Here is a 22966-nt window from a genome sequence, read left to right as displayed (position 1 = left end):
TTATTTATTGTTATGCAATACAAATATAAATTATTTTTTAATCAAAAAAATATTCAATGTTATGAAATTCTTTAAAAATATGTTAAAAAGTTATATTTTTTCATAAAATAACAATTTGATAACATTCCTTAAATGTACCTAATTTGTATGCGTTATACCTGCCTCAGTTCTTTGTAGTATGGTAAATTATACTATTTTTGTGCTATATAACACTAACACAAACTTATAAAATGAAAAAATTATTACTTGCCGCTTTTGTTTTTATTGGTAGTTACACAGCCGTGAATGCTCAGGCATTCGGGTTAAAAGCAGGTTTAAACTTTGCTAATTTTAGCGGTAATGATGCTGATGATTTTAATGTTTTAACCAGTTTTCATGCAGGGTTGGTTGCCGAAATGCACCTGATGGATGCTTTATCTGTACAACCTGAGTTTTTATACTCTGTACAGGGAGCAAAAACAAAAGAAGAAAACTACAAGTTAAACTACTTGAACTTACCTGTAATGCTTAAACTGTATTTTACAGATTCGTTTAATATTCACGCCGGGCCTCAAGTAGGGTTGCTTATTAGTGAGTCCGATAATTTTGATACCTTTGAGAGTAATACCTACGATTTGGGTTTTGCAGGAGGTGTTGAATTCTTCTTTGCCGATAATTTCTCGGCACAAGCAAGATACAATGTAGGAACCAGTAAAGTATCTGACAATGCTGAGCTTAAAAACTCAGTATTACAATTGTCATTATGTTATATGTTTTAATAATCCACTAAATTTTTAGATATGAAAAAAGTTTTAATTTTAGTAGTAACAATGGCAACCGGTTTTGTCATGCAGGCACAAGGTATCAACTTCGGTATAAAGGCAGGTACAAACTTCTCCAACTTTAACGGTGACCTCGATACTGATGGTATAACCAGTTTTCATGCGGGAGCAGTTCTTGAGCTGAATATTGTACCCACTTTTTCGGTACAGGCAGAAGGATTATTTTCTTCGCAGGGAGCAACCGTTAATGATCGAGTAAATGTGGGGGAAGCCTTTGTTGAATCATCCGAAGACTTTAATCTAAATTACATAGCTGTACCGTTAATGGCAAAATATTATATTTTGCCAAGTAAGCTAAGCCTTATGGCAGGACCTCAATTTTCTTTTCTTGTTGACGAAGCAGAGGAGGCATTGGAATCTAAAAGTTTTGATATGGCAGCAGCAGGCGGTGTAGAACTTAAAATTATTGCAGGGCTTTTTGCACAGGCACGATACACAATAGGGCTTACTGATGTTTATGAAGACGTAGATTCTAAAAATGCAGTTTTTCAACTATCAGTAGGGTATTACTTCTAAAAAAATATAAATCAAGCACAAAAAGCCAACCTAAAAGGGTTGGCTTTTTTTATGTATTTTTACAAAAATATGTTTCATGAGAGTTATTATAATAAATGGTCCTAACCTTAACCTGCTGGGGCAAAGGGAGCCTGACGTATATGGGACTACAACATTTGAAGATTATTTTAAACTCCTGGCAGAGCAGTATCCTGATATTGAATTGTCATACTATCAGAGTAATATAGAGGGCGAAATAATAAACAAAATACACGAAACAGGCTTTCAGTATAGTGGCATCATACTTAATGCAGGGGCATACACCCATACCTCTGTAGCCATTGCCGATGCCGTCAAGGCTGTAACCGCCCCGGTGGTAGAAGTACATATCTCCAATACCTTTTCGAGGGAAACATTCAGGCATCAATCCTATATATCGCCTGTTGTCAAAGGGGTTATTATAGGCTTTGGTTTAAAAGGGTATAACCTTGCTTTGCAATCGTTTATAAATTAAGCTAACCAATCAGTCTTTTATTTTTGTGGTCATATAATGGTTATATCTTGATTTATCAAGCCTAAGAATTTCACCATTTACATAGAATATAAAATCATCAGCCTCTTTTCGCATTTCTTTTTTTACAGGTATTTTTATAACCTTATCTTCTTTTTTTAAGGTTATCATTATACTGTGAACTGATTTTTTTATTCTGAAAGAATATATAACACCAATGATGCCCAGTGCCGAGAATGCCGTAATTATAATTTTACTATCGGTAAAGCTAAAAGCAACCACAAAAAACAGCACAGATAGAAGGAGTAGTAAAATATTATATAAATAGGAAACAGAATTATACAATCTTATTTTATGAATAGAGTTTATGTCAATCTCTAAATCATTTTTAAAAGCATTGATAAACAGTTTGTTACCAAATACTCTTCCAAAATGACTATTCTTGCCTAACGCTGTATGCTTGGTTTTACTATCTTTTACAGGAGTATACATTTGTGTTGAGCATTAAAATAATTAGTATGATGATTATTTATAAACCATCACAAAAATAGTACTAAATTAATTGAATACTTAATAGGTTCAGATTTCTTAACATTACATAATAAATAAATATTTGTGGTAATTTAGCAGGAAATCAATATCGTATTATGATAAATAATGTACTTACTATAACCCTAAATCCAACTGTAGATAAAAGCAGTAGTGTAGCGAATATAAAACCCGAGAAAAAGCTAAGATGCGCTGCTCCAAAATATGAACCGGGGGGCGGAGGTATAAACGTTTCGCGTGGGTTATTGCGACTTGGTATAACAACCACAGCTCTTTTTACTGCCGGCGGTCGCACCGGTAGTTTGCTACAGCAACTACTGGAAGAAGAAGATATAACTACACTGCCTGTACAAGTAGCTGCCCAAACCCGCGAAAACTTTATTGTAGTAGATACCTTTACCAATGAGCAATATCGGTTTGGGATGCCCGGCGAAGCCATTACAGACAGCGAAACAGCCACTATATACAAAACAATAAAAGCAATAACACCATTCCCCGAAATTGTGGTAATAAGCGGCAGTTTGCCACCGGGTATAGCACCGGTATTTGTAAAAACACTGGTAAAACTGGCAAAAGAAAAGGGCAGTAAAGTAGTACTTGACACCTCCGGCGAGGCACTTTCGGCAGCGTTAGAAGAGGGAGTCTATTTACTGAAACCCAATATTGGCGAACTGAGCCGCCTTTCGGGTATAGAACATCTGGATAATGAGATGACAGTACAGGCAGCCATGCAACTGATAAATAAAGGTATGGCAGAGGTAATAGTGGTATCTATGGGAGCCCAAGGAGCTTATCTTGTAACGAAAGAACAAACTGCACATATACCGGCACCGGCGGTAAAAAAAATGAGTACTGTAGGAGCAGGAGACAGCATGGTGGCAGGTATGGTAGCTATGCTGGCAAAAGGCGGTACGGTTCTGGATATGGTTCGCATGGGCGTAGCCTGCGGTTCGGCTGCCACAATGAATCCCGGTACGGGATTGTTTAAAAAAGAAGATGCCGAACGTTTGTATCAATGGCTCTCTAAAGCATAAAGATTAAATTTTCATGAAATCATCTTGGACGACATATATAAATGATTATAAATCCTATCTTAAAATAGAACGGGGACTATCGGATAATTCAGTAACCAACTATCTTTTTGATATTAAAAAGCTGGTTCGTTATATGGAAAAAAACAGCATAGATGTATCTCCTGTGTATATAAATGAAGAAACCATACAAGAGTTTATATATCATGTAGCTGCGGAGTTAAATCCACGTTCCCGGGCTCGGCTTCTGTCAGGGCTGAAAAGTTTTTTCAGTTATATCGTTTTTGAAGATTACAGGAAAGACAATCCTTTAGAGCTTATAGAAGTTCCTAAAATAGGGCGTAAGCTGCCTGATACGCTATCAACTATAGAGATTGATGCACTTATCAATGCTATCGATTTAACTACTAATGAAGGGGAGCGCAACAGAGCCATATTGGAAACCCTTTATAGTTGCGGACTTCGGGTATCTGAACTGGTAGGATTAAAAATATCCGACTTGTTTTTTGAAGAAGGTTTTATTAAAGTTACAGGAAAAGGAAACAAGCAAAGATTTGTACCCATAGACAGCCTCACGCAAAAGTATATAACCCTGTATAAAGATGGCGTAAGGACTTTTCAGGATATACAAAAAGGGCATGAAGATACTTTGTTTTTAAACCGACGGGGCAGCGGGCTGACAAGAGCCATGATATTTACTATTGTTAAAGATCTGGCTAAAAAAATTGAATTGAATAAAACAATAAGCCCACACACGTTTCGCCACTCTTTCGCCACACATTTATTAGAAAACGGAGCCGATTTACGCTCTATTCAGCTTATGTTAGGACACGAATCAATTACAACTACCGAAATATATATGCACCTGGACAGAAAATTCCTCAGCAATATTATAAACACCTATCACCCAAGAAGATAATTAGGGTATATTAAGGATTAAATATCAAAAAAAATCATTAATTTTAAAACTAACCTTATTTTTGTGCAAAAACCAGTAGAAATGAAGTTTTTCGATATGCCGGATATTCATGATGGGGAAAGCTTGAATGCTTTTTATAAAAAGCTTCTTGACCAGGTCCCGGATCTTATATTTAAAATGATATGTAAGACGGATAATCTTTACTCGATAGTTTTTGCCAGCGAAACGGTTAATGATATATTAGAACTAAGTGTGGAAACATTTATGTCTAACACTCAGGTTTTTTTAAAAGAAAGGTTGGTGGCAGAAGATTTCGGTCATTTTAAAGAAACTCTTGAAGTTTCTAAAAAAACATTTGCCGGCTGGAATGATGAATTTAGGGTAAGATTGCCTATAAAAGGATTGCGCTGGATGCGAATAAATGCTAAGCCTGAATTGCAAAAAGACGGTACCATAAGTTTTTATGCGAGGGTAAGCGATATTACAGAGCAGAAGGAACACGAGCGACGATTAAAAATTTCTGAAGAACGTTTTAAATATGCTTTGCATGCCGCATCCGAAGGGATATGGGATTGGGATATGATAACAGATAATGTATATTTTTCCGGTCAATCTATGAGCATATTGGGTGTTAAAGAGGAGGAAGCCGTTGTGCCTTTAAAGTATTGGAGGGACAGGATGCACCCTGATGATATGAAGCAGCATGAGGTTTCCAGAAATGCCCATTTGAAAGGAGAAACCGCAGGTTTTGAAAATATATACCGTATTATAAATGAAGAAGGCAAGTACAGATGGGTATTGAGCAGGGGTAAAGTAGTGGCGTATGACGATTGTGGAAAACCCACAAGAGCAATAGGCACGCACAAAGATATTACCCTATTAAAAGAAAAAGAAATAGAACTGGGGAATACTATAGATATTATTGGCGATCAAAATAACAGGCTTACTAATTTTGCCCATATAGTTTCACATAATTTACGATCGCATGCAGGCAACCTTAAAATGCTGATAGATATATTTAAAGGGGCCAAAGAAGACGAAAAAGAAGAGATGCTAAACCATCTTGAGGCTATTTCTGATAGTTTGTATGTTACCATTATACACTTAAAGGAGTTAGTAGATATACAATTTGAGATAAAAACGGTAAAGGAAAACCTCAATTTAAGGTACTATCTTAAGAATATATTAAATATATTGCATAATGAAATAACCAAACACGGTGTAAATATTGAAATCAACATACCTCTTGATGTAACGGTAAACTACAATCCTGCTTATCTTGAAAGCGTTTTGCTTAACTTTACCACAAATGCAATTAAATATTCAAGTTCGGAAAGAAAGCCAATGCTATCTTATGATTTTGAAGTAATAGATGGTAAAAAAGTATTATCCATATCTGATAATGGTTTGGGTATTGATTTGAAGAAACATAAAAACTCCCTTTTCGGGATGTATAAAACATTCCATAAAAATCAAAACTCCAGAGGTATAGGTTTATTTATAACCAAAAACCAGGTAGAGGCGATGGGAGGAAAAATAGAAGTTTTTAGTGAAGTAAATAAAGGAACTACATTTAAAATATATTTTAATGAGAACGGTTAACAGCCTATATGTAATAGACGATGATAAAATATATCACTTTTTGTTCAAGAACCTTCTTAAGCAAAATGGGATAAATGTTGTTACTAAATTCTTTTGCGATGGAGCAGAGGCTATAGATTATATACGCTTAAACAACAACGATCAGTTACCTGATCTTATACTGCTTGATGTAAATATGCCTATAATGGACGGGTGGCAATTTTTGGAAGAATATTCAAAACTATCAATATCATTATCCAAATTATCAATAATATACATGATAAGCTCATCCAACAGCGAAGTAGATATAAACAAGGCTAAGGATTTTAATAATATTGTTAAAGATTATTATTTAAAACCTATTTGTAAGGAAGATTTAGATAAAATTTTCATTGCAGGGATATAAAAAAAGCTGCCATTTGGCAGCTTTTTTATATTATTCAAACAAGTTTACAAATTACTTGGCAATGTTTACAGCTCTTGTTTCCCTTATTACAGTAATTTTCACCTGTCCGGGATATGTCATTTCCGTTTGTATCTTGTGCGATATTTCAAAAGATAAGTTCGCAGCCATTTCATCACTCACTTTCTCACTTTCTACAATTACACGAAGCTCTCTACCTGCCTGTATGGCATAGGCACTCTTAACACCGCCAAAACCATAAGCAATATCTTCAAGGTCTTTAAGCCTTTGTATATAAGAGTCAAGCACCTGTCTTCTTGCACCCGGTCTGGCTCCGGATATAGCATCACATACCTGTACAACCGGCGAGAGTAAAAACTTCATTTCTATCTCATCGTGGTGAGCACCAATGGCGTTACAAACCTCTTCTTTTTCCCCATATTTCTCAGCCCATTGCATACCCAACAGCGCGTGCGGAAGGTCGCTCTCTGCATCGGGCACTTTACCAATATCGTGCAGTAATCCGGCTCTCTTGGCAAGTTTCACATTAAGACCAAGCTCTGCAGCCATAATACCGCAAAGTTTAGCCACTTCACGCGAGTGTTGCAGCAAGTTCTGCCCGTAAGAAGAACGGTATTTCATTCTTCCCACAATTTTTATCAATTCAGGATGTAGTCCGTGTATCCCTAAGTCTATCACGGTACGCTTACCTACTTCTATAATCTCGTCCTCAATTTGTTTAGCCGTTTTGGCAACCACCTCTTCAATACGTGCCGGGTGAATCCTCCCGTCAGTTACCAGTTTGTGCAATGCAAGGCGGGCAACCTCTCTGCGTACAGGGTCAAAACACGAAAGTATAATAGCTTCAGGAGTATCATCTACAATAATTTCCACCCCTGTAGCAGCTTCGAGTGCACGAATGTTACGACCTTCACGACCGATAATTCGTCCTTTAACGTCGTCTGACTCGATATTAAATACCGATACGCAGTTTTCTACAGCCTCTTCAGTACCTACACGTTGTATAGTGTTTATTATTATTTTCTTGGCTTCCTGCTGTGCTGTTAGTTTAGCCTCCTCAATAGTGTCCTGTATGTGCGACATAGCGCTGCTCTTCGCTTCGTTTTTAAGGCTTTCTATCAGTTGAGATTTTGCATCTTCTGCCGATAGTCCTGATATAACCTCAAGTTGTTCTACCTGGCTTTTGTGCAACTTGTCTATTTCCTGTTGTTTTTTGTCAAGATAATCGATACGGTTATTGTATTCAGTTATTTTAACCTCAACTTCATCATTCAGTTTTTTAGCCTTTGCAAGCTCGCTGGAAACCTGCGATTCTTTATCGCGTGTTCTTTTTTCAGCTTCCGATATTTTTTTGTCACGCCCTAAAATAACTTGTTCGTGCTCAGCTTTAAGTTCTAAAAACTTTTCTTTAGCCTGAAGTATTTTATCTTTCTTAACGGTTTCTGCCTCATTGGTTGCATCTTTAATAATAGATGCAGCCTCCTTTTTTGCATTAAATAAAATTCCTGATGCGCTCTTTTTTTCGAGAAACTTTGCAATCACGAAACCAATGGCTATCCCTATAATGCAGCCGATAATTATTATTAGTGTTGAATCCATAAATTCTTTATAATGTTGGTGTATGTATATAAAAAAAGCCTACATCAGAAGAGATTGTATAAACTCGTAATAGACAAGTTTTGAGCTAACCCGCTGTTCAAGGATCTGCTCAAAGGCAGCTTGCTTTAGAAACGGAGATTCACTCATTTTAAAATGTTAGTGTTGAGTTTATCAAATATGTACTAATGTAGGCAGTATTTTTGACGTATGTAAAGAACGTTTTTTTATTATTTGGAGAGTATTTCACTCAATTTTTCATCCATTTCCTTCAGCCGGTTAACTGCTTTTTCCAACGATTCAGCAGTATTTATCTGCTTTTGTTCCGTTTGTGCGGCAAATTGCAACGCACACATGGCTAAAACATCCTGTTTGTCTCTCACGGCATAGTTTTCTTCGAATTGCTTAATCATGACATCAATTTTTTTCGAGGCACTTCTCAGCCCCTCTTCCTGCGACGGATCTACCGTAAGCGGGTAAACCCTGTCGGCAATTGATATCTTTATTTTAAGCTTTTCATCCATTTCTTCCTAATCAGAAAGTTGTGCTATGCAGTAATCAATTTCCCGGATCAATGAATTTATTTTGAGTTTTGTATCTCTCTTATTGTCGTCACTGCCCAGTAATGAATTGGCTATTTTTAAAGTCTCATGCTGTCTTTTCAACAAATTTATCTCTTCAGACTGATTGCTTATAACCTTAGCTGATGCCGAAATTTCATTTTCAAGCTCCTGGTTTTTTTTGTTTAGCTTTTCCAGTTTCTGGTAGAGCCTTTCAATTTTATTTTCCAGAGAATCAACTATTTCGGGTAATCCGCTCATAGCATTCAATATTCATTACAATATTTTACAAAGTTAATATTACTTTGCTTACAAACAACAATTATACTAAAATTGTTATAATTTTTTTCGTATATCTGTAATAAATTGCAATGTAAACAGTTATAAGTTTGAGCCCTGTAATTACTGGATTATAGTCGCTTTTTTATATTTTAGCCTTATGAGATTTCGAATAATTTTTCTGCTGTTTACCGTTTTGTCTTTTGCTCAGCAACCTTACCCGGAAAACTATTTTCGTTCTCCACTCGATTTGCCCCTGCATCCGTCCGGTACATTTGGCGAGGTGAGAAGAAATCATTTTCATACAGGACTGGATTACAGAACAGAACAGAAAACAGGCTTTCCTGTATATGCCGCCGCCGATGGATATGTATCGCGCATTAAAGTATCATCTTACGGTTATGGTACAGCATTATACATAGACCACCCCAACGGTTATACTACCCTGTACGGGCATCTTGAAGCCTATGCTCCTAAAATTGACAGTATAGTAAGGGCAGAGCAGTATAAAAAACAAAGTTTTGAGATAGAAATGTTTTTTAAACCCGATGAGATACCTGTAACGCAAGGCGAAGTTGTGGCACTTTCAGGTAATTCGGGAGGTTCGGGCGGGCCTCATTTGCATTTTGAATACAGGGATACTAAAACCGAAGCCATTATCAACCCGCTTCATTTTGGGCTTAAAAAGTTAATGAATGATACTAAAGCCCCTGCCGTAAAAGGACTTATGGTATATGCACTGAGTGATGATGCTGTTGCAGATGGCTCTAAAAAGCCACATTTAGTAAAACTCAGGTTACAAAAGGATGGTACCTATACAGCCGATAAAATTTTGGCAAAAGGAAAAATAGGCTTCTCCCTAAATACGTCAGATAAATCTACAGGAAGCACCGGTAATAATGGTATTTATAAAGTAAAAACTTTTTACAACGACAGCCTCAATTTTAACTATACCTTCGATACTTTTGCCTTTCATGAGGCACGATATTCTAATAATTTTATCGATTATGGTTGCTATTATACTACCGGCAACCGCTTTCAGAAACTTTTTATAACAATGCCCTATCCGCTTTCGGTAATTGCAGGCAATACATCCAACGGGCAATTTGAAATTTTACCCAATACAGCACAAAAGTACAGGATAGAAATTTCTGATTTTCATGGTAACAAAACCACAATAAATGGTAGTATCGAATACTCCGATGCGCCCGCAACGGTTGCAGAACCTAAAAATGTAACTCCTTATTTTGTAAAAGCAGCAAGCGATAATAATTATACAAAAGATGGCGTTTCGGTATATATACCCGCCCATGCGTTTTATGAAGATTTTTATATGGATTTTGATGTTAAAGATTCAATATTGCATTTGCATCACCCCGAAGTACCCGTGCATGATTATATAACTGTTTCTTTTGATGTAAGCCACCTGTCGCCCGAAGTGTTACAAAAAACATTTATAGAAGGATTTATCGGCAAAAGCCGTAATTATAACTTTAGTACCACAGAAAACGGAAGATTAACGGCAAAAGTAAGATCGTTAGGCGATTATAAACTTGACCAGGATACAACCCCGCCGAAAATATACAGCCCCAGCTTTGCCGAAGGCAAATGGCTTAGCCAACACCAAACTTTTAGCCTCAAGATAAGTGACGATCTGTCGGGAATTGCTACATTTGATGCTTGGTTAAACGGCAAATGGATATTGATGCATTATGACTATAAAACCCGTATCATCTTTCACAATTTCAGTGACGGAATTGCAGATGAGGGTCGCAACGATTTAAAAGTTACAGTTACCGATAATGTTGGAAATTCTACTACCTTTGAAACGCATTTTTTCAGAACACAAAATACTGCCCTTGAAAACAATAAATAAGTTACTGACGCTCACCTTCATTTTATTCAGCAGCATACTTTTTGCACAAAAAAGCCCTGTTATATATGGTATAATTCTGGACGAACATAATGTACCGATAGAGGGTGTAAGCGTGTATTATGACACTCCTTCGGGGCGGGTAGCCACCACTACCGATCGTACCGGATTTTATAGTATATCCATCCCTGTAGATACTCCTGTAGATGTTTATTTTTCGCACATCAGTTTCAAACTTTCTTCTATAGAGGGAGTGCTGATGAGTTATAACGACTCTGTTGAATTCAACTCGTTTATGCTTACAGGATCTGAAACACTCAACAATCTTGTAATTGACGCCAAAACAGGCAGGAAGCGGGTAGAGGGAATAACCAATATATCGCCCGAAACGATAAGGAAAATACCCGGTGCTAACGCAGGGGTAGAAAATATTATAAAACTACTGGGCGGTAACAGTAATAATGAGTTGAGTACCCAGTATGCCGTGCGTGGCGGTAACTATGACGAGAACTTAGTGTATGTAGAAGATATTGAGATATACCGTCCGTTTCTCATCCGTTCGGGGCAACAGGAAGGATTGAGCTTTACCAATACGGCAATGGTGGAAAACGTAGATTTTTCGTCAGGTGGTTTTCAGGCACGCTATGGCGATAAACTATCATCGGTACTGGATATTACCTACCGCAGACCTAAAGATTTTGGCGCAGAGCTTGAAGCCAGTTTTTTGGGTGGTAGCCTTACACTCGAATCGTTATCTAAAAATAAAAAATGGAGTGGCATAATAGGTGCTCGTTATCGTGATAACAGCCTGTTGGTAAACAGTCAGGAAACAGAAACCAATTTTAAACCCACTTTTGCCGATGTGCAAACTATGGTAAGCTTTACCCCGTCTGATAAGTGGGAAATTAGTTTTTTGGGTAACATATCGCAAAACAAATATCACTACCAGCCCTTAACCCGCCAAACCAATTTTGGTACTATTGATGAGCCTATTGCCTTGCAGATATTTTATGAAGGGCAGGAAAAAGATGAATATGAAACCTATTTCGGGGCTTTTAAATCGACCTATGAAGTTTCGGAAAACTTTACTTTTAAAGTTATAGGCTCTATATACCACACACAGGAGCAGGAACATTTTGATATACTGGCACAATATGCACTGGGTGAGGTTGATACAAATATCGGTTCTGAAACCTTTGGCGATATACAATCGGCACGCGGAGCAGGCTCACAGCTTAACCATGGGCGTAATAACCTGGATGCACTTATAGTAAATGCCGAAGTAAAAGGTTTTCATGATATTAAAAAGAACCTTGTAGAATGGGGTGTTAAATATACCCGCGAAGATATACGCGACCGTTTGGTAGAGTGGGAGGTTATAGATTCGGCAGGTTTTGCATTGCCTGCACCTGTTATAGACCGACCGATAAACGACCAGCCTTATGCTCCTTATACCGGACCCTTAACACCCTACCAAAATGTAAGAGCTACTAATTTTGCCGAAATCAACAGAGTATCAGGATATGTACAATGGAGCAGAAGAGCAAAGTTGGGTACCAGCGATATATGGATGAATGCCGGAGTAAGGGCGCACCAATGGCAGGTTAGTGTATATGGCGATAACGGCAAGAGCCAGGTAACCGTTAGCCCACGCGGGCAGTTTACCATAAAGCCTAACTGGAAACGCGATATGTTGTTCCGTATAGCAGGAGGGTTGTACCACCAGCCACCGTTTTACAGGGAGTTGAGAGACTCGCTTGGCGTTGTTCGACCTAATGTTAAAGCACAGCAATCGATACACATTGTGTTGGGTAACGATTATAGTTTTAAACTGTCTGACAGACCATTTAAACTGGTTACCGAGGCATATTATAAAAAACTTGATGATGTAAACACTTATACATTGGAGAATGTTCGTCTTCGCTACCGTGCCAATAATGATGCTGTTGCCTATGCATACGGACTTGATGTGCGTATGAATGGGGAGTTTGTACCGGGCACGGAGTCATGGGTAACATTTGGTTATTTGAAGACGGAAGAAAACTATAGAGATAAGGGTTATATAGCCCGCCCAACAGACCAGAGGCTTAAATTTGGAATATTATTTCAGGATTATGTGCCTACTATACCCAATCTTAAAATGTACTTGAATCTTGTATATAATACGGGGCTGCCCGGAGGTTCGCCATCCTATGCCGACCCTTATGTATATCAATCAAGGCTTAATGACTACCGCCGTGCCGATGCGGGGTTTGCTTATGTATTTACCGATGGGACGAAGGTGTATGACAAAGGGCATTGGCTTGCTCTATTTGAAGAGCTTTCTGTAGGGTTAGAAATTTTTAATTTGTTTGATAATCAAAATGCTATAACCAATACATGGGTGCGCGATGTATATACAAAAGCCCAATATGGCATCCCTAATTATTTAACCAGTCGTGTTTTCAGTATAAAGCTTAACGCGAGAATATAATTATTCAAACATTTTCAGTATTTTTGGTAATATATCTGATATGAAAATGAAAAAAAACGCACTCTTAGTACTAACATTTTTTGCACTCCTTGCTTTAGGTTGTGGCGAAGAGGAAAAACCAAAGCCAAAGGTAATTTATGAAGATACTGAGGAGGCAAAGAAAGAAACTCCAAAAGTTGACTCTACTCAAATAAAAATTGCCGATTTGCCTGTACATATGGAGGGCACTAAGTACCTGATATACCCTATTGGCGACATCCGCATTTATGATGACAGAAGCAAAATTTACGGAACCAGCAGGACTAACAATATCAGTTATGCTATATCGAATTATAACCGTTTTGAAATTACGGGATATTTTGAGAACTTAAAATTTCAGCATATCGATTCTACAGCGTTATATTCACTCACAGATAAAAAAATACAAATACAAACCGCTACTTATCTTAATGCGCTTACCAAAAAACACGTACTTGTATATACACTGGTAGATTCTGATACCAACCATGACGGGAGGATAGATATTAACGATATAAAATCACTGTATATAAGCGAGATAAGCGGGAGGAATTTCCGCAAATTATCGCATGATATGCAAGAGCTTATAGACTGGAATGTTGTAGAGGTACAAAACAGGTTATACTTCCGTACTATTGAGGATATTAATAAAAATGGTGCTTTTGATAAAAATGATAAAGTGCACTATTATTATGTAAGCCTGCTCTCGCCGGATTGGAAAGTAACCGATTATGAGCCTGTTGCAACTGTTGTGAAAGATACGCTAAGCGATTTATAATATTCTAAATCAAGATATCACTCTCCAGGTCTGATTTTTCAATTGTAAAATTGAATCCCAACTGTTCCATAAGCTGAAAAACGAGGTTTTTATACCAGTTTTCTGACTTTGGGTGTATATATACTTTCTCAATAAGGCGGTTAATATCCACATCAATTTTTACTCCGTCGTTTATAGTTTTGCCATATTTGGTATAGTCAGATATGATGCGTACCTCGCCTTCATATTGAAAACTTTTTCTTTTAAACAGGAATGGGAAGAAGATGTCATCAAACGGAATGAACTCTTTTTTGTAATCAATATAGTTTACAGCACCAATATGCTGTTCATACTTGGTTTCAGAAGCTAAAGCCTGTTGTAGCCGTCCTATTGTAGATTGTATGGCAAGCCCTTCGCTGTTTTGCGTAAAAATTTGCCACATGGCATACGATTCATGCTCGTTAATGTGCCAACTGCTTATTACTACTTTCTCTCTGTGTGTTTTGTAACGGGATAGAAATTCAGGATTGTTTTGGGCAATCTTTTTCATTTCGCCATACGTAGGCTCGCTGAATGTGCCTTCATACTGGTCTTCAAATTTATCGGCACGTGCCATAAACAGCTTTTTACAAAGCAGTAAATCCAAAAATTTAGAAAGGTCTAAATACTTCCATACCACAGTATCGGGTTCGGGTAAGGTTATATTTTTCTGAGGAACATACATAACAATCAGTTGGCTTATTTAATATGTTAAATGTACAAATGTTACGCCATACTAACCATTAAAATATTGTTATTAGTTTACTTGGTATTATAAATAAGGGCAAGTTCTTTAAAATGGTTTATGGTATAGTCAGCCATATCAGAGTTTTGTTCTTTGTTTCGGTCATACAATACGGTGGGTATTCCCAATGCTTTTGCTGCAGCAATTTCCGATTCTGGGTCGTCACCTACTACCAGTACCTCTTCTGGGGCATAATTATGACGCTGCAATATATTGGCAAAAACTTCTTTTTTACTGGTAATTACCGGATTTACTACATGCACTTCTTTAAAATCGTTTTCAATGCCCAAATGTTTTATTTTGCTCAGTTGCATTTTGCGGAAGCCTGTAGTGACTAAAAAGCGGTCGGCAACAATATTATGAATTTCAAAATAATCATCAAAAGGGGCTATGGTTTCATTATATTCCAGCTCTTCCTGTAAGTCGATACCTTTTTGGGTAAGCTCGTCACTAAAGTTAAAACGTTGCGCTACCAGCCTGAAGGGGGTGCGCATAATGGCTTTGCGTATCGCTTCGTAATCTTCATTATGCTGACCGCTTTCGAGGATAAGAGTAAACAACGAACCAAACAGTTTGTCGCCTATGGCGCTAACGGGATATATGGTATTATCGAGGTCGTAAATAATTGCTTTTCCGGGCATAGTATCAGTTTTTATTTTGGCAAAGCTAAATATACTGCATAAAAAATAGCTGCAAACGTGCAGCTATTCCTTATCATATTATTAACAATAGTTATTCGAAACTTTGCATCATTACCAGTTTTCTGTATATGCCATCAAGGGCAAGAAGTTCATCATGCGTACCTTGTTCTACAATCTTACCTTTTTGCATCACTATAATTTTATCGGCTTTTTGTATCGTAGAGAGTCTGTGTGCTATAACTACCGATGTACGGTTTTGCATCATGTTTTCCAATGCTTGTTGTACCAGTCTTTCGCTTTCGGTATCCAGTGCCGAGGTGGCTTCGTCCAGTATCATTATCGGTGGGTTTTTCAATACTGCTCTGGCTATACTAAGGCGTTGTTTTTGCCCACCGCTCAGTTTGTTTCCGCTGTCGCCTATGTTGGTTTCTATGCCCTCAGGCAGATCTTTTACAAACTCATAGGCATTGGCTATTTTCAAGGCTTCAATTATTTCTTCATCGCTTGCATTTTCTTTACCTAAGGCAACATTATTCCTGATAGAATCATTAAATAATATACTGTCCTGAGTAACCAGCCCCATCATACCGCGTACCGATTTCAGCTTATAATCCCTAATGTCAATACCATCTATTTTTATACTGCCTTCCTGCACGTCATAAAAACGGGTAAGCAGGTTGGCAATGGTACTCTTTCCGCTGCCCGATTGCCCTACCAAAGCAACGGTTTGCCCTTTGGGTACAGTAAGCGAAAAATCTTTTAAAACATTTTCTTCCCCATATCGGAAATTAATATTTTCTATAGATATATTCTGCTCAAAGTAATTCTTTTCAATAGCATTGGGTTTGTCTTTAATTGGGTTATCCTGTTCGAGTACTTCCATAACACGTTCGGCAGCGGCATTACCTTTTTTAACCCCATATGATGCTTTTGAAATAGCTTTTGCAGGAGTAAGAATATTATAAGCAAGTCCCATATAAACGATAAAGTCGGAAGGATCTAAGCTTTTTTCTACTAATACCATATGTCCTCCATACCACAGTAATACAGTAATAACTACAATGCCTAAAAATTCACTGGTTGGTGATGCCAGGTTTTGTCTGTTAAGGACTTTGTTGGAAAAATGATAAAACTTATTAGTAGAATGCTGGAATTTTTTATTGAAATAAGGTTCAGAATTAAAGCCTTTTATTACTTTGAGTCCTCCTAAGGTTTCTTCAATAATAGAAAGGAAATATCCCTGTTCTCTTTGTGCACGGTCTGATCGTTTTTTTAATGATTTTCCTACCAGAGAGATAGCATACCCTGAAACGGGTATAAAAATGAAAACAAATATCGTGAGCTTCGTGCTTATAGTTAACATCACAATTATAGTAAAAATAATAGTTAATGGCTCACGCACAATGAGTTCCAAAATAGATAGGAAAGAGTGTTGTATCTCTAATACATCAGACGATATACGCGCCATAGTGTCTCCTTTTCTTTTTTCTGAAAAGTAAGCCAATGGCAGCTCTACAATCTTTTTATACATGGCATTTCTTATATCTTTCAGCACACCATTTCTTAAAAAAGTAATGAAGTACATAGCCCAATAATTACACATGTTTTTCAACAGGAACATCGATATGATGAGTCCTATTACTATAGTGAGTGTATATTGTTGACCGTGCTCTATGGTTGCATTTTGTATATAATACCCCATGTATGTTTTTCCATACTCTCCAATTTCTAATATTCCTGTATAAACTGGTTTGCTTATAACTTTGTCTTTATCCTCTCCGAAAAGAACATCAAGCATGGGTATGAGTGATACAAAAGAAAGTGCACTGAACAGAGCATAAAAAATATTAAAGAAAATGTTCAGTGCAGCATATTTTCTATAAGGTTTCGCAAAGCGAAAAATCTTTTTAAAATAGTTCATTAACTTAAATAAGGTTCATTGCTTTTATAATGTTTTCAATTTTTTGGGTAAGTGCGGCTTCTGCATCCTTAAAATCGTCAACATGCTCCAGTGTATCGTTTACACTAAAGTAAAATTTAATTTTTGGTTCGGTACCGCTTGGTCGGGCGCATATTTTACTGCCGTCTTCCAGGTAGTAAATAAGCACATTCGATTTTGGCAGATATAATTCTTCCGTTTCACCCGTCAACAGGTTTCGGGCTGTTGATGACTGATAGTCCTCCACCATTACCACACGCTGACCGTTTATTTCGCTCATTGGGTTTTCGCGCAGGTTTATCATCATTTGTTTTATCTCCTCTGCGCCTTCAATACCTTTTTTGGTAAGTGATATGAGCGACTCTTTATAAAACCCAAACTCGGTATAAAGGCGTAATAATTCCTGATATACAGAGCTGCCTTTGGCTTTAGCCTGTGCAGCCATTTCGCAAACCAGCAGGGTAGAGGTAACGGCATCTTTATCGCGTACGGCATCGCCCACCATATAACCGAAACTTTCTTCTCCACCGCCTATAAACTCCAATTCGGGGAAGTCTTTTATCATTTTGGCAATCCACTTAAAGCCTGTAAGCCCCACTTTACACTCTACATTATAGGCTGTGGCAAGCTCCATCATCATTGGGGTAGATACAATAGTTGAGCCAATAAACTGACTGTCTGTTATTTTGTCATGCTTCTTCCATTGCTCCAATAAAAACTGTGTCATCAGCACCATGGTTTGATTACCGTTAAGCAATGTCATAACACCTTTATCATTGCGCACGGCTACACCCAGCCTGTCGCTGTCGGGGTCAGTGCCTATCACTATATCCGCGTCTGTCAAATCGGCTAAAGCTACCGCCATAGCTAATGCTTCGGGCTCTTCGGGATTGGGCGATTTTACTGTTGGGAAATTACCGTTGGGTACAGCCTGTTCTGCTACAAGGTGTACCTTTTTATAACCGGCAGCTTCCAGTAAGTCAGGCACCAATTTTATAGATGTCCCGTGGAGTGCTGTAAATACAATGGTTAAATTGTCTTTAGCTTCCTGCGGTGTATTGAAAGTAGCATTTTTTAGGGAAGATTGTATGAATGCTTTATCAATAGCAGTGTCTATATACTCTATAAGGCTTTCGTTAGCTTCAAATTTAATCTGATTATACTCTAACGCCTCAATAGTATCTATAATTTCTTCATCCTGTGGTGGTACAAGTTGCCCGCCATCCTGCCAGTACACCTTATAACCGTTATATTCGGGCGGGTTATGTGATGCTGTAAGTACTATACCTGCTTGGCAGTCTAATTGTTTAACGGCAAATGATAGTTCGGGCGTGGGGCGCATATCAGAGAAAAGGAATACTTTAATGCCATTAGCTGAGAGTACATCGGCAACCACTTTAGCAAGTGTATCGCTGTTATGACGGCAGTCATAGGCGATAGCTACTTTAATTTGCTGGTTAGCAAATGATTTTTTTAAGTAATCAGATAAACCTTGTGTGGCTTTACCCAATGTATATTTATTAATACGGTTAGTACCCGGACCCATAATGCCGCGTATGCCACCTGTACCAAATTCAAGGTTTTTATAAAAACTTTCTTCAAGATCTTTGAGCGATGAGGTCATCATTTCCTGTATCGCATTTTGTGTATCGGTATCAAAATCAGGCGTTAGCCATATATTTACTTTTTCCAGTATCGATTTTTCAATATCCATAGAATTATAATGTAAGTTTAATGGTTGGTTTTTATGAATTGAAGATACAAATTATTTTTATTACAGTGTTTCGCTTATTTTGTAGCGTTCCTCATTGTTTTTAGTACGCAAAATAATTTCTCCTAAAAACCCTGCGAGGAAAAGCTGTGTTCCTATTATCATAGTAGTAAGCGCGATGTAAAACCAAGGATTATCAGTTACCAATATAGTGGGCTCATGATTGTACAGTTTGTACAGCTTTATAAAACCGATGTAAGCTGCCGATAGGAATCCTATAATAAACATGAGTACGCCCAGCGCACCAAAAAGGTGCATGGGACGTTTGCCAAAACGTGATATAAACCAAATTGTAATAAGGTCGAGAAAACCGTTTATAAACCGTTCCATACCAAACTTGGTACTGCCATATTTTCTTGCTTGGTGTACTACTACTTTTTCGCCTATTTTGGCAAATCCTGCATTTTTGGCAAGCACCGGTATATAACGGTGCATTTCGCCCGATACCTCGATGTTTTTTACTACGGTGTTTTTATAGGCTTTCAACCCGCAGTTAAAGTCATGCAGCTTTACCCCCGATGTTTTACGTGCTGCCCAGTTAAAAAGCTTAGAGGGTAAATTTTTAGACAGTATGGAGTCATATCGCTTTTTTTTCCAGCCCGATACTAAGTCGAAACCCTTGCCTGTAATCATGTTATACAGTTCGGGTATTTCGTTGGGGCTGTCCTGGAGGTCGGCATCCATAGTAATAATAACATCTCCCTGCGCCTTTGCAAAACCGGCATGCAACGCCTGCGATTTACCATAGTTATGCAAAAAGCGTATGCCTTTTACATTAGCGTCAGTAGCCGAAAGTGCCTGTATTTTTTGCCAGGAACTGTCAGTACTGCCGTCGTCTATAAAAATAATTTCGTAGCTAAAGTTGTTACTCACCATTACGGAAACAATCCATTGGTGCAATTCGTTAAGAGATTCCTCTTCGTTAAGGAGTGGGATTACTATGGATAAATTCATCTAGTTTTCGAACTCAGGCTTGCTTTTTTTCATTGCGGCAGCCACGATAAGACCTATTATTATATAGAATACGAGTCCCCAAATAAATGATTTTATCTGCGAAGCTATACTAAAGTTATCCGTTGTTTCTATCTGTTCGACAGTGGTTTTTATATCCCCGGTTGGAGAACCCAAACTTTGCATCATGGCAACCGTTTTTTCAATTACAGCTTCCATGATAATATCTTTTGAAGCAGGGTCTATTAAATTAAAAAGAATATACATAAATATACTTCCGATTGCCGATCCAACAACCATTACTATGAAATAAACTGTAAAAGCTTCTTTAAAGGATATATAACCACCAAGTGCTTTTTTAGATTTAACTACAGCAATAATAGCTATAATAAGGCTTATAAAAAATGATAATATGCCTATCCAATAACTGGCAAACATTTTTACATCAACAATGTAAATCATTGTTGTTACTAATATGGAAAATACGCCAATTATAATACCGAAATTTAATCCGTTCTTTTTTACTATGTCAGTCATGATATTGATTGGTTTTAAAATACAAATATACTAATTACAATAGAATGAGTCGTGAAAATAACAGTGTTGTTACAGCGAAAAAAATAATAGTAGCTATTTGATATTAAAAAAATAATTGTACTTTTGCACTCTCGAATTTAAAATGTTTAAAAACAAAAAGTTGTAAAAACGTTTATACCTTTCCCTATTATAAGGAAAGCCGCAAAATGAGATTACAGCCATAACAAAATAAAATTTACGTAAAGATGAAAAAAGGTATTCACCCAGAAAATTACAGATTAGTTGCATTCAAAGACATGTCTAACGAGGATGTTTTTATTACTAAATCTACAGCAGACACAAAAGAAACGATTGAAGTGGACGGAGTTGAATATCCGGTAGTGAAAATGGAGATTTCCAGAACATCACACCCATTCTATACAGGTAAATCTAAACTTATCGATACCGCAGGACGTATCGACAAGTTCAAAAACAAATATGCTAAATTCAAAAAATAATTTTTGGATTTCAAAATATACAGAAAACCTTCCCGAAACGGAAGGTTTTTTTATGCCTTTTTTTAAGCTATCATTAAAATTTTAACTTAATACTGCCTGCATGATTTTTAGGTTATAACTTTACAACTTTATTATCTATTTTTGGAACATAAACACAGCAAACCATGAACTATATACTTTTTGACGGAACCGTACGCAACGCGCTATTGCCGTTTACCTATACCCGCCCTGTGGCAGACATAAGGATAGGAATACTTACTATTCGCGAAAAATGGGAAAAGCACCTGAGCTATACCACCACAACCCTTACCGAAGAATACCTTATGGATAAGTACCCTATGGTAGAAATGGAAGAAAATATCATGATAAATGCATCATTCCTGCCAACAGAGGATATGGCGGAAATGGTACAGGGGCTTGAAGAAAATCAGGCTATTTTTTATGGTGAAGAGGTTATTGCTTTTTATACCAAAGATACACAGGAAGAAGTAGATTTTGATACGTATGAAATTATAGAATATACCGAAGATTGTATAAGGGTAGAAAATCCCTGGGATATTTTTAAAAATAATGATGCTGCCATACGCGAAGATTTTGAACTGATTACCGAAGGGCGCACCTCGCAACCCATACCCGCTACGGTAAATGTTATTGCCCCCGAAAATATTTTTATAGAAGATGGTGCAGTACTACAGTTTGTTACGCTAAATGCATCCACAGGACCAATATATATAGGTAGGGATACCGATATTATGGAAGGCTCCGTTATTCGTGGTCCATTTGCATTATGCGAAGGCGCGCAGGTAAAAATGGGCGCAAAAATATATGGTGCTACTACCGTAGGGCCACACTCCCGCGTTGGTGGAGAAGTAAGTAACTCAGTACTGTTTGGTTATTCCAACAAAGGGCACGACGGCTTTTTAGGAAATTCGGTATTGGGCGAGTGGTGTAACCTTGGCGCAGATACTAACAACTCTAACCTTAAAAATAATTACGAAGAGGTAAAACTGTGGAGCTATGAAAAAGAAGGCTTCGTTAAAACAGGGTTACAGTTTTGCGGATTGATGATGGGCGACCACAGCAAGTGCGGTATAAACACCATGTTTAATACCGGTACTGTAGTGGGTGTGAGCGCTAATATATTTGGCAGCGGTTTCCCACGCAATTTTGTACCGAGTTTTTCTTGGGGCGGAGCATCAGGCTTTACAACCTATATAACTAAGAAAGCCTTTGAAACGGCAAAAATAGTAATGTCACGTCGTCATGTAGAGTTTACCGAAGAAGATGCTGCTATAATGGAGCATATTTTTGAGGAAACAAAAAAATGGCGTAAAGATGATTAGTAAATAGTTATTATACAACATGGCAAAAAAGCAAAACAGAAATAAAAGTACCGGAAAATACTCTGCGTGGGCACTCATTATGCTGCTTATAGTTTCTGTATATTCAGTTGTCAGGAATATTGACAAAGGCGATAAGCCCCGCGACGGTTTTGTAAAAGAATCCTATGAAAAAGCCAAGAAACCGTATCGCAGCCTAAAAACCTTTACAGGCAAAGTAGTGAGTATAAAAGACGGCGATACTTTTGAAGTATTGTATGACGGACTTGCCGAGCGCATTCGCCTTGCCGAAATAGACTGCCCCGAAAGCAAACAAGCCTTTGGTAATGTGGCTAAAAAATATGCTTCTGACCTTTGTTTTGGGCAAACCGTAACAGTAGAATCAGGCGGAAAACGCGACCGTTATGGCAGGGTAGTGGGGACTATAATAACCCAAAACGGTATTAATGTAAATGAAGCTCTGGTAAAAGCCGGGCTGGCGTGGCACTATAAAGACTATTCTGATAGTGAGGAGCTTGCCCAAATGGAACAAGAGGCAAGAGCAAATAAAGTAGGTTTGTGGGCAGATAAAAAACCTACTGCTCCCTGGAATTGGCGTAAAAGAAACAGGAGAAGATAG

Annotated in this window: 23 protein-coding genes and 1 other RNA gene; 13 read left to right on the top strand and 11 right to left on the bottom strand. The window is 37.6% G+C overall.

Annotation, left to right across the window (positions count from 1 at the left end; genetic code table 11):
* Positions 1-230 precede the first annotated feature (230 nt).
* From E0W68_RS09345 to aroQ, 3 genes are all read left to right on the top strand, one after another.
* Positions 231-758 carry a porin family protein gene (locus tag E0W68_RS09345; RefSeq protein WP_135219157.1) on the top strand — a complete coding sequence of 176 codons (528 nt, stop codon included), beginning with the start codon at positions 231-233 and terminating at the stop codon, positions 756-758.
* Positions 759-779: 21 nt separating this feature from the next.
* On the top strand, positions 780-1337 hold the full coding sequence (locus E0W68_RS09340) for a porin family protein (protein ID WP_135219156.1): 558 nt from the start codon (positions 780-782) through the stop codon (positions 1335-1337).
* A gap of 76 nt (positions 1338-1413) precedes the next feature.
* Complete coding sequence (aroQ, locus tag E0W68_RS09335; RefSeq protein ID WP_135219155.1) at positions 1414-1830, top strand: type II 3-dehydroquinate dehydratase; 417 nt, start codon at positions 1414-1416, stop codon at positions 1828-1830.
* Positions 1831-1839: 9 nt separating this feature from the next.
* Here aroQ and E0W68_RS09330 read toward each other — a convergent pair whose 3' ends face one another.
* Positions 1840-2319: a hypothetical protein gene (locus tag E0W68_RS09330; protein WP_135219154.1), complete on the bottom strand. Its 480-nt coding sequence runs from the start codon at positions 2317-2319 to the stop codon at positions 1840-1842.
* 155 nt (positions 2320-2474) lie between these two features.
* Here E0W68_RS09330 and E0W68_RS09325 point away from each other — a divergent pair, with 155 nt between their 5' ends.
* The 4 genes from E0W68_RS09325 (at position 2475) to E0W68_RS09310 (ending at position 6313) form a co-directional block, all read left to right on the top strand.
* A complete protein-coding gene (locus E0W68_RS09325; RefSeq protein ID WP_135219153.1) occupies positions 2475-3410 on the top strand; it encodes a 1-phosphofructokinase family hexose kinase in 936 nt (311 codons plus the stop codon).
* Between the two features lie 13 nt (positions 3411-3423).
* Positions 3424-4326 (top strand): site-specific tyrosine recombinase, encoded by a 903-nt coding sequence (locus E0W68_RS09320; RefSeq protein WP_135219152.1) that lies wholly within the window; start codon positions 3424-3426, stop codon positions 4324-4326.
* Between the two features lie 81 nt (positions 4327-4407).
* On the top strand, positions 4408-5928 hold the full coding sequence (locus E0W68_RS09315) for a sensor histidine kinase (RefSeq protein ID WP_135219151.1): 1521 nt from the start codon (positions 4408-4410) through the stop codon (positions 5926-5928).
* Positions 5915-6313 carry a response regulator gene (locus E0W68_RS09310; protein ID WP_135219150.1) on the top strand — a complete coding sequence of 133 codons (399 nt, stop codon included), beginning with the start codon at positions 5915-5917 and terminating at the stop codon, positions 6311-6313. The genes E0W68_RS09315 and E0W68_RS09310 overlap by 14 nt, the downstream gene beginning before the upstream one ends.
* A 51-nt stretch (positions 6314-6364) precedes the next feature.
* On the opposite strand, the gene rny is transcribed toward E0W68_RS09310, so the two are convergent.
* The 4 genes from rny to E0W68_RS09290 all read right to left on the bottom strand — a co-directional run bounded on the left by rny (position 6365) and on the right by E0W68_RS09290 (position 8748).
* Positions 6365-7930, bottom strand: coding sequence for a ribonuclease Y (rny, locus tag E0W68_RS09305; protein ID WP_135219149.1), 1566 nt, complete (start codon positions 7928-7930; stop codon positions 6365-6367).
* A gap of 60 nt (positions 7931-7990) precedes the next feature.
* A non-coding RNA gene (gene ssrS / locus E0W68_RS09300) (6S RNA) lies at positions 7991-8098 on the bottom strand.
* A gap of 59 nt (positions 8099-8157) precedes the next feature.
* On the bottom strand, positions 8158-8451 hold the full coding sequence (locus tag E0W68_RS09295) for a cell division protein ZapA (protein WP_135219148.1): 294 nt from the start codon (positions 8449-8451) through the stop codon (positions 8158-8160).
* Positions 8452-8457: 6 nt separating this feature from the next.
* The gene (locus E0W68_RS09290) at positions 8458-8748 is read right to left on the bottom strand and encodes a hypothetical protein (RefSeq protein ID WP_135219147.1); all 291 of its coding nucleotides are present in this window, start codon (positions 8746-8748) and stop codon (positions 8458-8460) included.
* 178 nt (positions 8749-8926) lie between these two features.
* Between E0W68_RS09290 and E0W68_RS09285 the strand changes: the two genes are divergently transcribed.
* Genes E0W68_RS09285 through E0W68_RS09275 form a run of 3 tightly spaced genes read left to right on the top strand, consistent with a single transcriptional unit; the run spans position 8927 to position 13908 of the window.
* Positions 8927-10642 carry a M23 family metallopeptidase gene (locus E0W68_RS09285; RefSeq protein ID WP_135219146.1) on the top strand — a complete coding sequence of 572 codons (1716 nt, stop codon included), beginning with the start codon at positions 8927-8929 and terminating at the stop codon, positions 10640-10642.
* On the top strand, positions 10626-13112 hold the full coding sequence (locus tag E0W68_RS09280) for a TonB-dependent receptor (RefSeq protein WP_225990354.1): 2487 nt from the start codon (positions 10626-10628) through the stop codon (positions 13110-13112). The genes E0W68_RS09285 and E0W68_RS09280 overlap by 17 nt, the downstream gene beginning before the upstream one ends.
* A gap of 46 nt (positions 13113-13158) precedes the next feature.
* Entirely contained in the window at positions 13159-13908 is a 750-nt protein-coding gene (locus E0W68_RS09275) for a hypothetical protein (RefSeq protein ID WP_135219181.1), read from the top strand.
* A gap of 4 nt (positions 13909-13912) precedes the next feature.
* On the opposite strand, the gene E0W68_RS09270 is transcribed toward E0W68_RS09275, so the two are convergent.
* The 6 genes from E0W68_RS09270 to E0W68_RS09245 all read right to left on the bottom strand — a co-directional run bounded on the left by E0W68_RS09270 (position 13913) and on the right by E0W68_RS09245 (position 20510).
* Positions 13913-14611 carry a hypothetical protein gene (locus tag E0W68_RS09270; protein WP_135219144.1) on the bottom strand — a complete coding sequence of 233 codons (699 nt, stop codon included), beginning with the start codon at positions 14609-14611 and terminating at the stop codon, positions 13913-13915.
* A 77-nt stretch (positions 14612-14688) separates the two neighbouring features.
* On the bottom strand, positions 14689-15312 hold the full coding sequence (locus E0W68_RS09265) for an HAD family hydrolase (protein ID WP_135219143.1): 624 nt from the start codon (positions 15310-15312) through the stop codon (positions 14689-14691).
* Between the two features lie 91 nt (positions 15313-15403).
* The gene (locus E0W68_RS09260; RefSeq protein WP_135219142.1) at positions 15404-17233 is read right to left on the bottom strand and encodes an ABC transporter ATP-binding protein; all 1830 of its coding nucleotides are present in this window, start codon (positions 17231-17233) and stop codon (positions 15404-15406) included.
* A gap of 4 nt (positions 17234-17237) precedes the next feature.
* A complete protein-coding gene (locus E0W68_RS09255; RefSeq protein ID WP_135219141.1) occupies positions 17238-18965 on the bottom strand; it encodes a phospho-sugar mutase in 1728 nt (575 codons plus the stop codon).
* Positions 18966-19025: 60 nt separating this feature from the next.
* Positions 19026-19976: a glycosyltransferase family 2 protein gene (locus E0W68_RS09250; protein WP_135219140.1), complete on the bottom strand. Its 951-nt coding sequence runs from the start codon at positions 19974-19976 to the stop codon at positions 19026-19028.
* Positions 19977-20510, bottom strand: a complete 534-nt coding sequence (locus E0W68_RS09245) for a DUF4199 domain-containing protein (protein ID WP_135219139.1) — start codon at positions 20508-20510, stop codon at positions 19977-19979.
* A 245-nt stretch (positions 20511-20755) separates the two neighbouring features.
* Here E0W68_RS09245 and E0W68_RS09240 point away from each other — a divergent pair, with 245 nt between their 5' ends.
* From E0W68_RS09240 to E0W68_RS09230, 3 genes are all read left to right on the top strand, one after another.
* Positions 20756-21007, top strand: a complete 252-nt coding sequence (locus tag E0W68_RS09240; protein WP_129749530.1) for a type B 50S ribosomal protein L31 — start codon at positions 20756-20758, stop codon at positions 21005-21007.
* 164 nt (positions 21008-21171) lie between these two features.
* On the top strand, positions 21172-22350 hold the full coding sequence (locus tag E0W68_RS09235) for a GlmU family protein (RefSeq protein WP_135219138.1): 1179 nt from the start codon (positions 21172-21174) through the stop codon (positions 22348-22350).
* 19 nt (positions 22351-22369) lie between these two features.
* Positions 22370-22966, top strand: a complete 597-nt coding sequence (locus E0W68_RS09230; RefSeq protein WP_225990353.1) for a thermonuclease family protein — start codon at positions 22370-22372, stop codon at positions 22964-22966.

Origin of the sequence: Flavobacterium salilacus subsp. salilacus, from assembly GCF_004634195.1 — a bacterium.
Lineage (GTDB): Bacteria > Bacteroidota > Bacteroidia > Flavobacteriales > Flavobacteriaceae > Flavobacterium > Flavobacterium salilacus.
This window is presented reverse-complemented; position numbering and strand designations above follow the sequence as displayed.

Bases quoted from the DNA above. Each gene is read 5' to 3' on its own strand.
- E0W68_RS09230 (WP_225990353.1), top strand. From the start codon at position 22,370: ATGGCAAAAAAGCAAAACAGAAATAAAAGTACCGGAAAATACTCTGCG.
- E0W68_RS09315 (WP_135219151.1), top strand. From the start codon at position 4,408: ATGAAGTTTTTCGATATGCCGGATATTCATGATGGGGAAAGCTTGAAT.
- E0W68_RS09325 (WP_135219153.1), top strand. From the start codon at position 2,475: ATGATAAATAATGTACTTACTATAACCCTAAATCCAACTGTAGATAAA.
- E0W68_RS09245 (WP_135219139.1), bottom strand. From the start codon at position 20,510: ATGACTGACATAGTAAAAAAGAACGGATTAAATTTCGGTATTATAATT.
- E0W68_RS09310 (WP_135219150.1), top strand. From the start codon at position 5,915: ATGAGAACGGTTAACAGCCTATATGTAATAGACGATGATAAAATATAT.
- E0W68_RS09295 (WP_135219148.1), bottom strand. From the start codon at position 8,451: ATGGATGAAAAGCTTAAAATAAAGATATCAATTGCCGACAGGGTTTAC.
- E0W68_RS09255 (WP_135219141.1), bottom strand. From the start codon at position 18,965: ATGGATATTGAAAAATCGATACTGGAAAAAGTAAATATATGGCTAACG.
- E0W68_RS09275 (WP_135219181.1), top strand. From the start codon at position 13,159: ATGAAAAAAAACGCACTCTTAGTACTAACATTTTTTGCACTCCTTGCT.
- E0W68_RS09235 (WP_135219138.1), top strand. From the start codon at position 21,172: ATGAACTATATACTTTTTGACGGAACCGTACGCAACGCGCTATTGCCG.
- rny (WP_135219149.1), bottom strand. From the start codon at position 7,930: ATGGATTCAACACTAATAATAATTATCGGCTGCATTATAGGGATAGCC.
- E0W68_RS09290 (WP_135219147.1), bottom strand. From the start codon at position 8,748: ATGAGCGGATTACCCGAAATAGTTGATTCTCTGGAAAATAAAATTGAA.
- E0W68_RS09330 (WP_135219154.1), bottom strand. From the start codon at position 2,319: ATGTATACTCCTGTAAAAGATAGTAAAACCAAGCATACAGCGTTAGGC.
- aroQ (WP_135219155.1), top strand. From the start codon at position 1,414: ATGAGAGTTATTATAATAAATGGTCCTAACCTTAACCTGCTGGGGCAA.
- E0W68_RS09320 (WP_135219152.1), top strand. From the start codon at position 3,424: ATGAAATCATCTTGGACGACATATATAAATGATTATAAATCCTATCTT.
- E0W68_RS09240 (WP_129749530.1), top strand. From the start codon at position 20,756: ATGAAAAAAGGTATTCACCCAGAAAATTACAGATTAGTTGCATTCAAA.
- E0W68_RS09265 (WP_135219143.1), bottom strand. From the start codon at position 15,312: ATGCCCGGAAAAGCAATTATTTACGACCTCGATAATACCATATATCCC.
- E0W68_RS09250 (WP_135219140.1), bottom strand. From the start codon at position 19,976: ATGAATTTATCCATAGTAATCCCACTCCTTAACGAAGAGGAATCTCTT.
- E0W68_RS09270 (WP_135219144.1), bottom strand. From the start codon at position 14,611: ATGTATGTTCCTCAGAAAAATATAACCTTACCCGAACCCGATACTGTG.
- E0W68_RS09340 (WP_135219156.1), top strand. From the start codon at position 780: ATGAAAAAAGTTTTAATTTTAGTAGTAACAATGGCAACCGGTTTTGTC.
- E0W68_RS09285 (WP_135219146.1), top strand. From the start codon at position 8,927: ATGAGATTTCGAATAATTTTTCTGCTGTTTACCGTTTTGTCTTTTGCT.
- E0W68_RS09260 (WP_135219142.1), bottom strand. From the start codon at position 17,233: ATGAACTATTTTAAAAAGATTTTTCGCTTTGCGAAACCTTATAGAAAA.
- E0W68_RS09345 (WP_135219157.1), top strand. From the start codon at position 231: ATGAAAAAATTATTACTTGCCGCTTTTGTTTTTATTGGTAGTTACACA.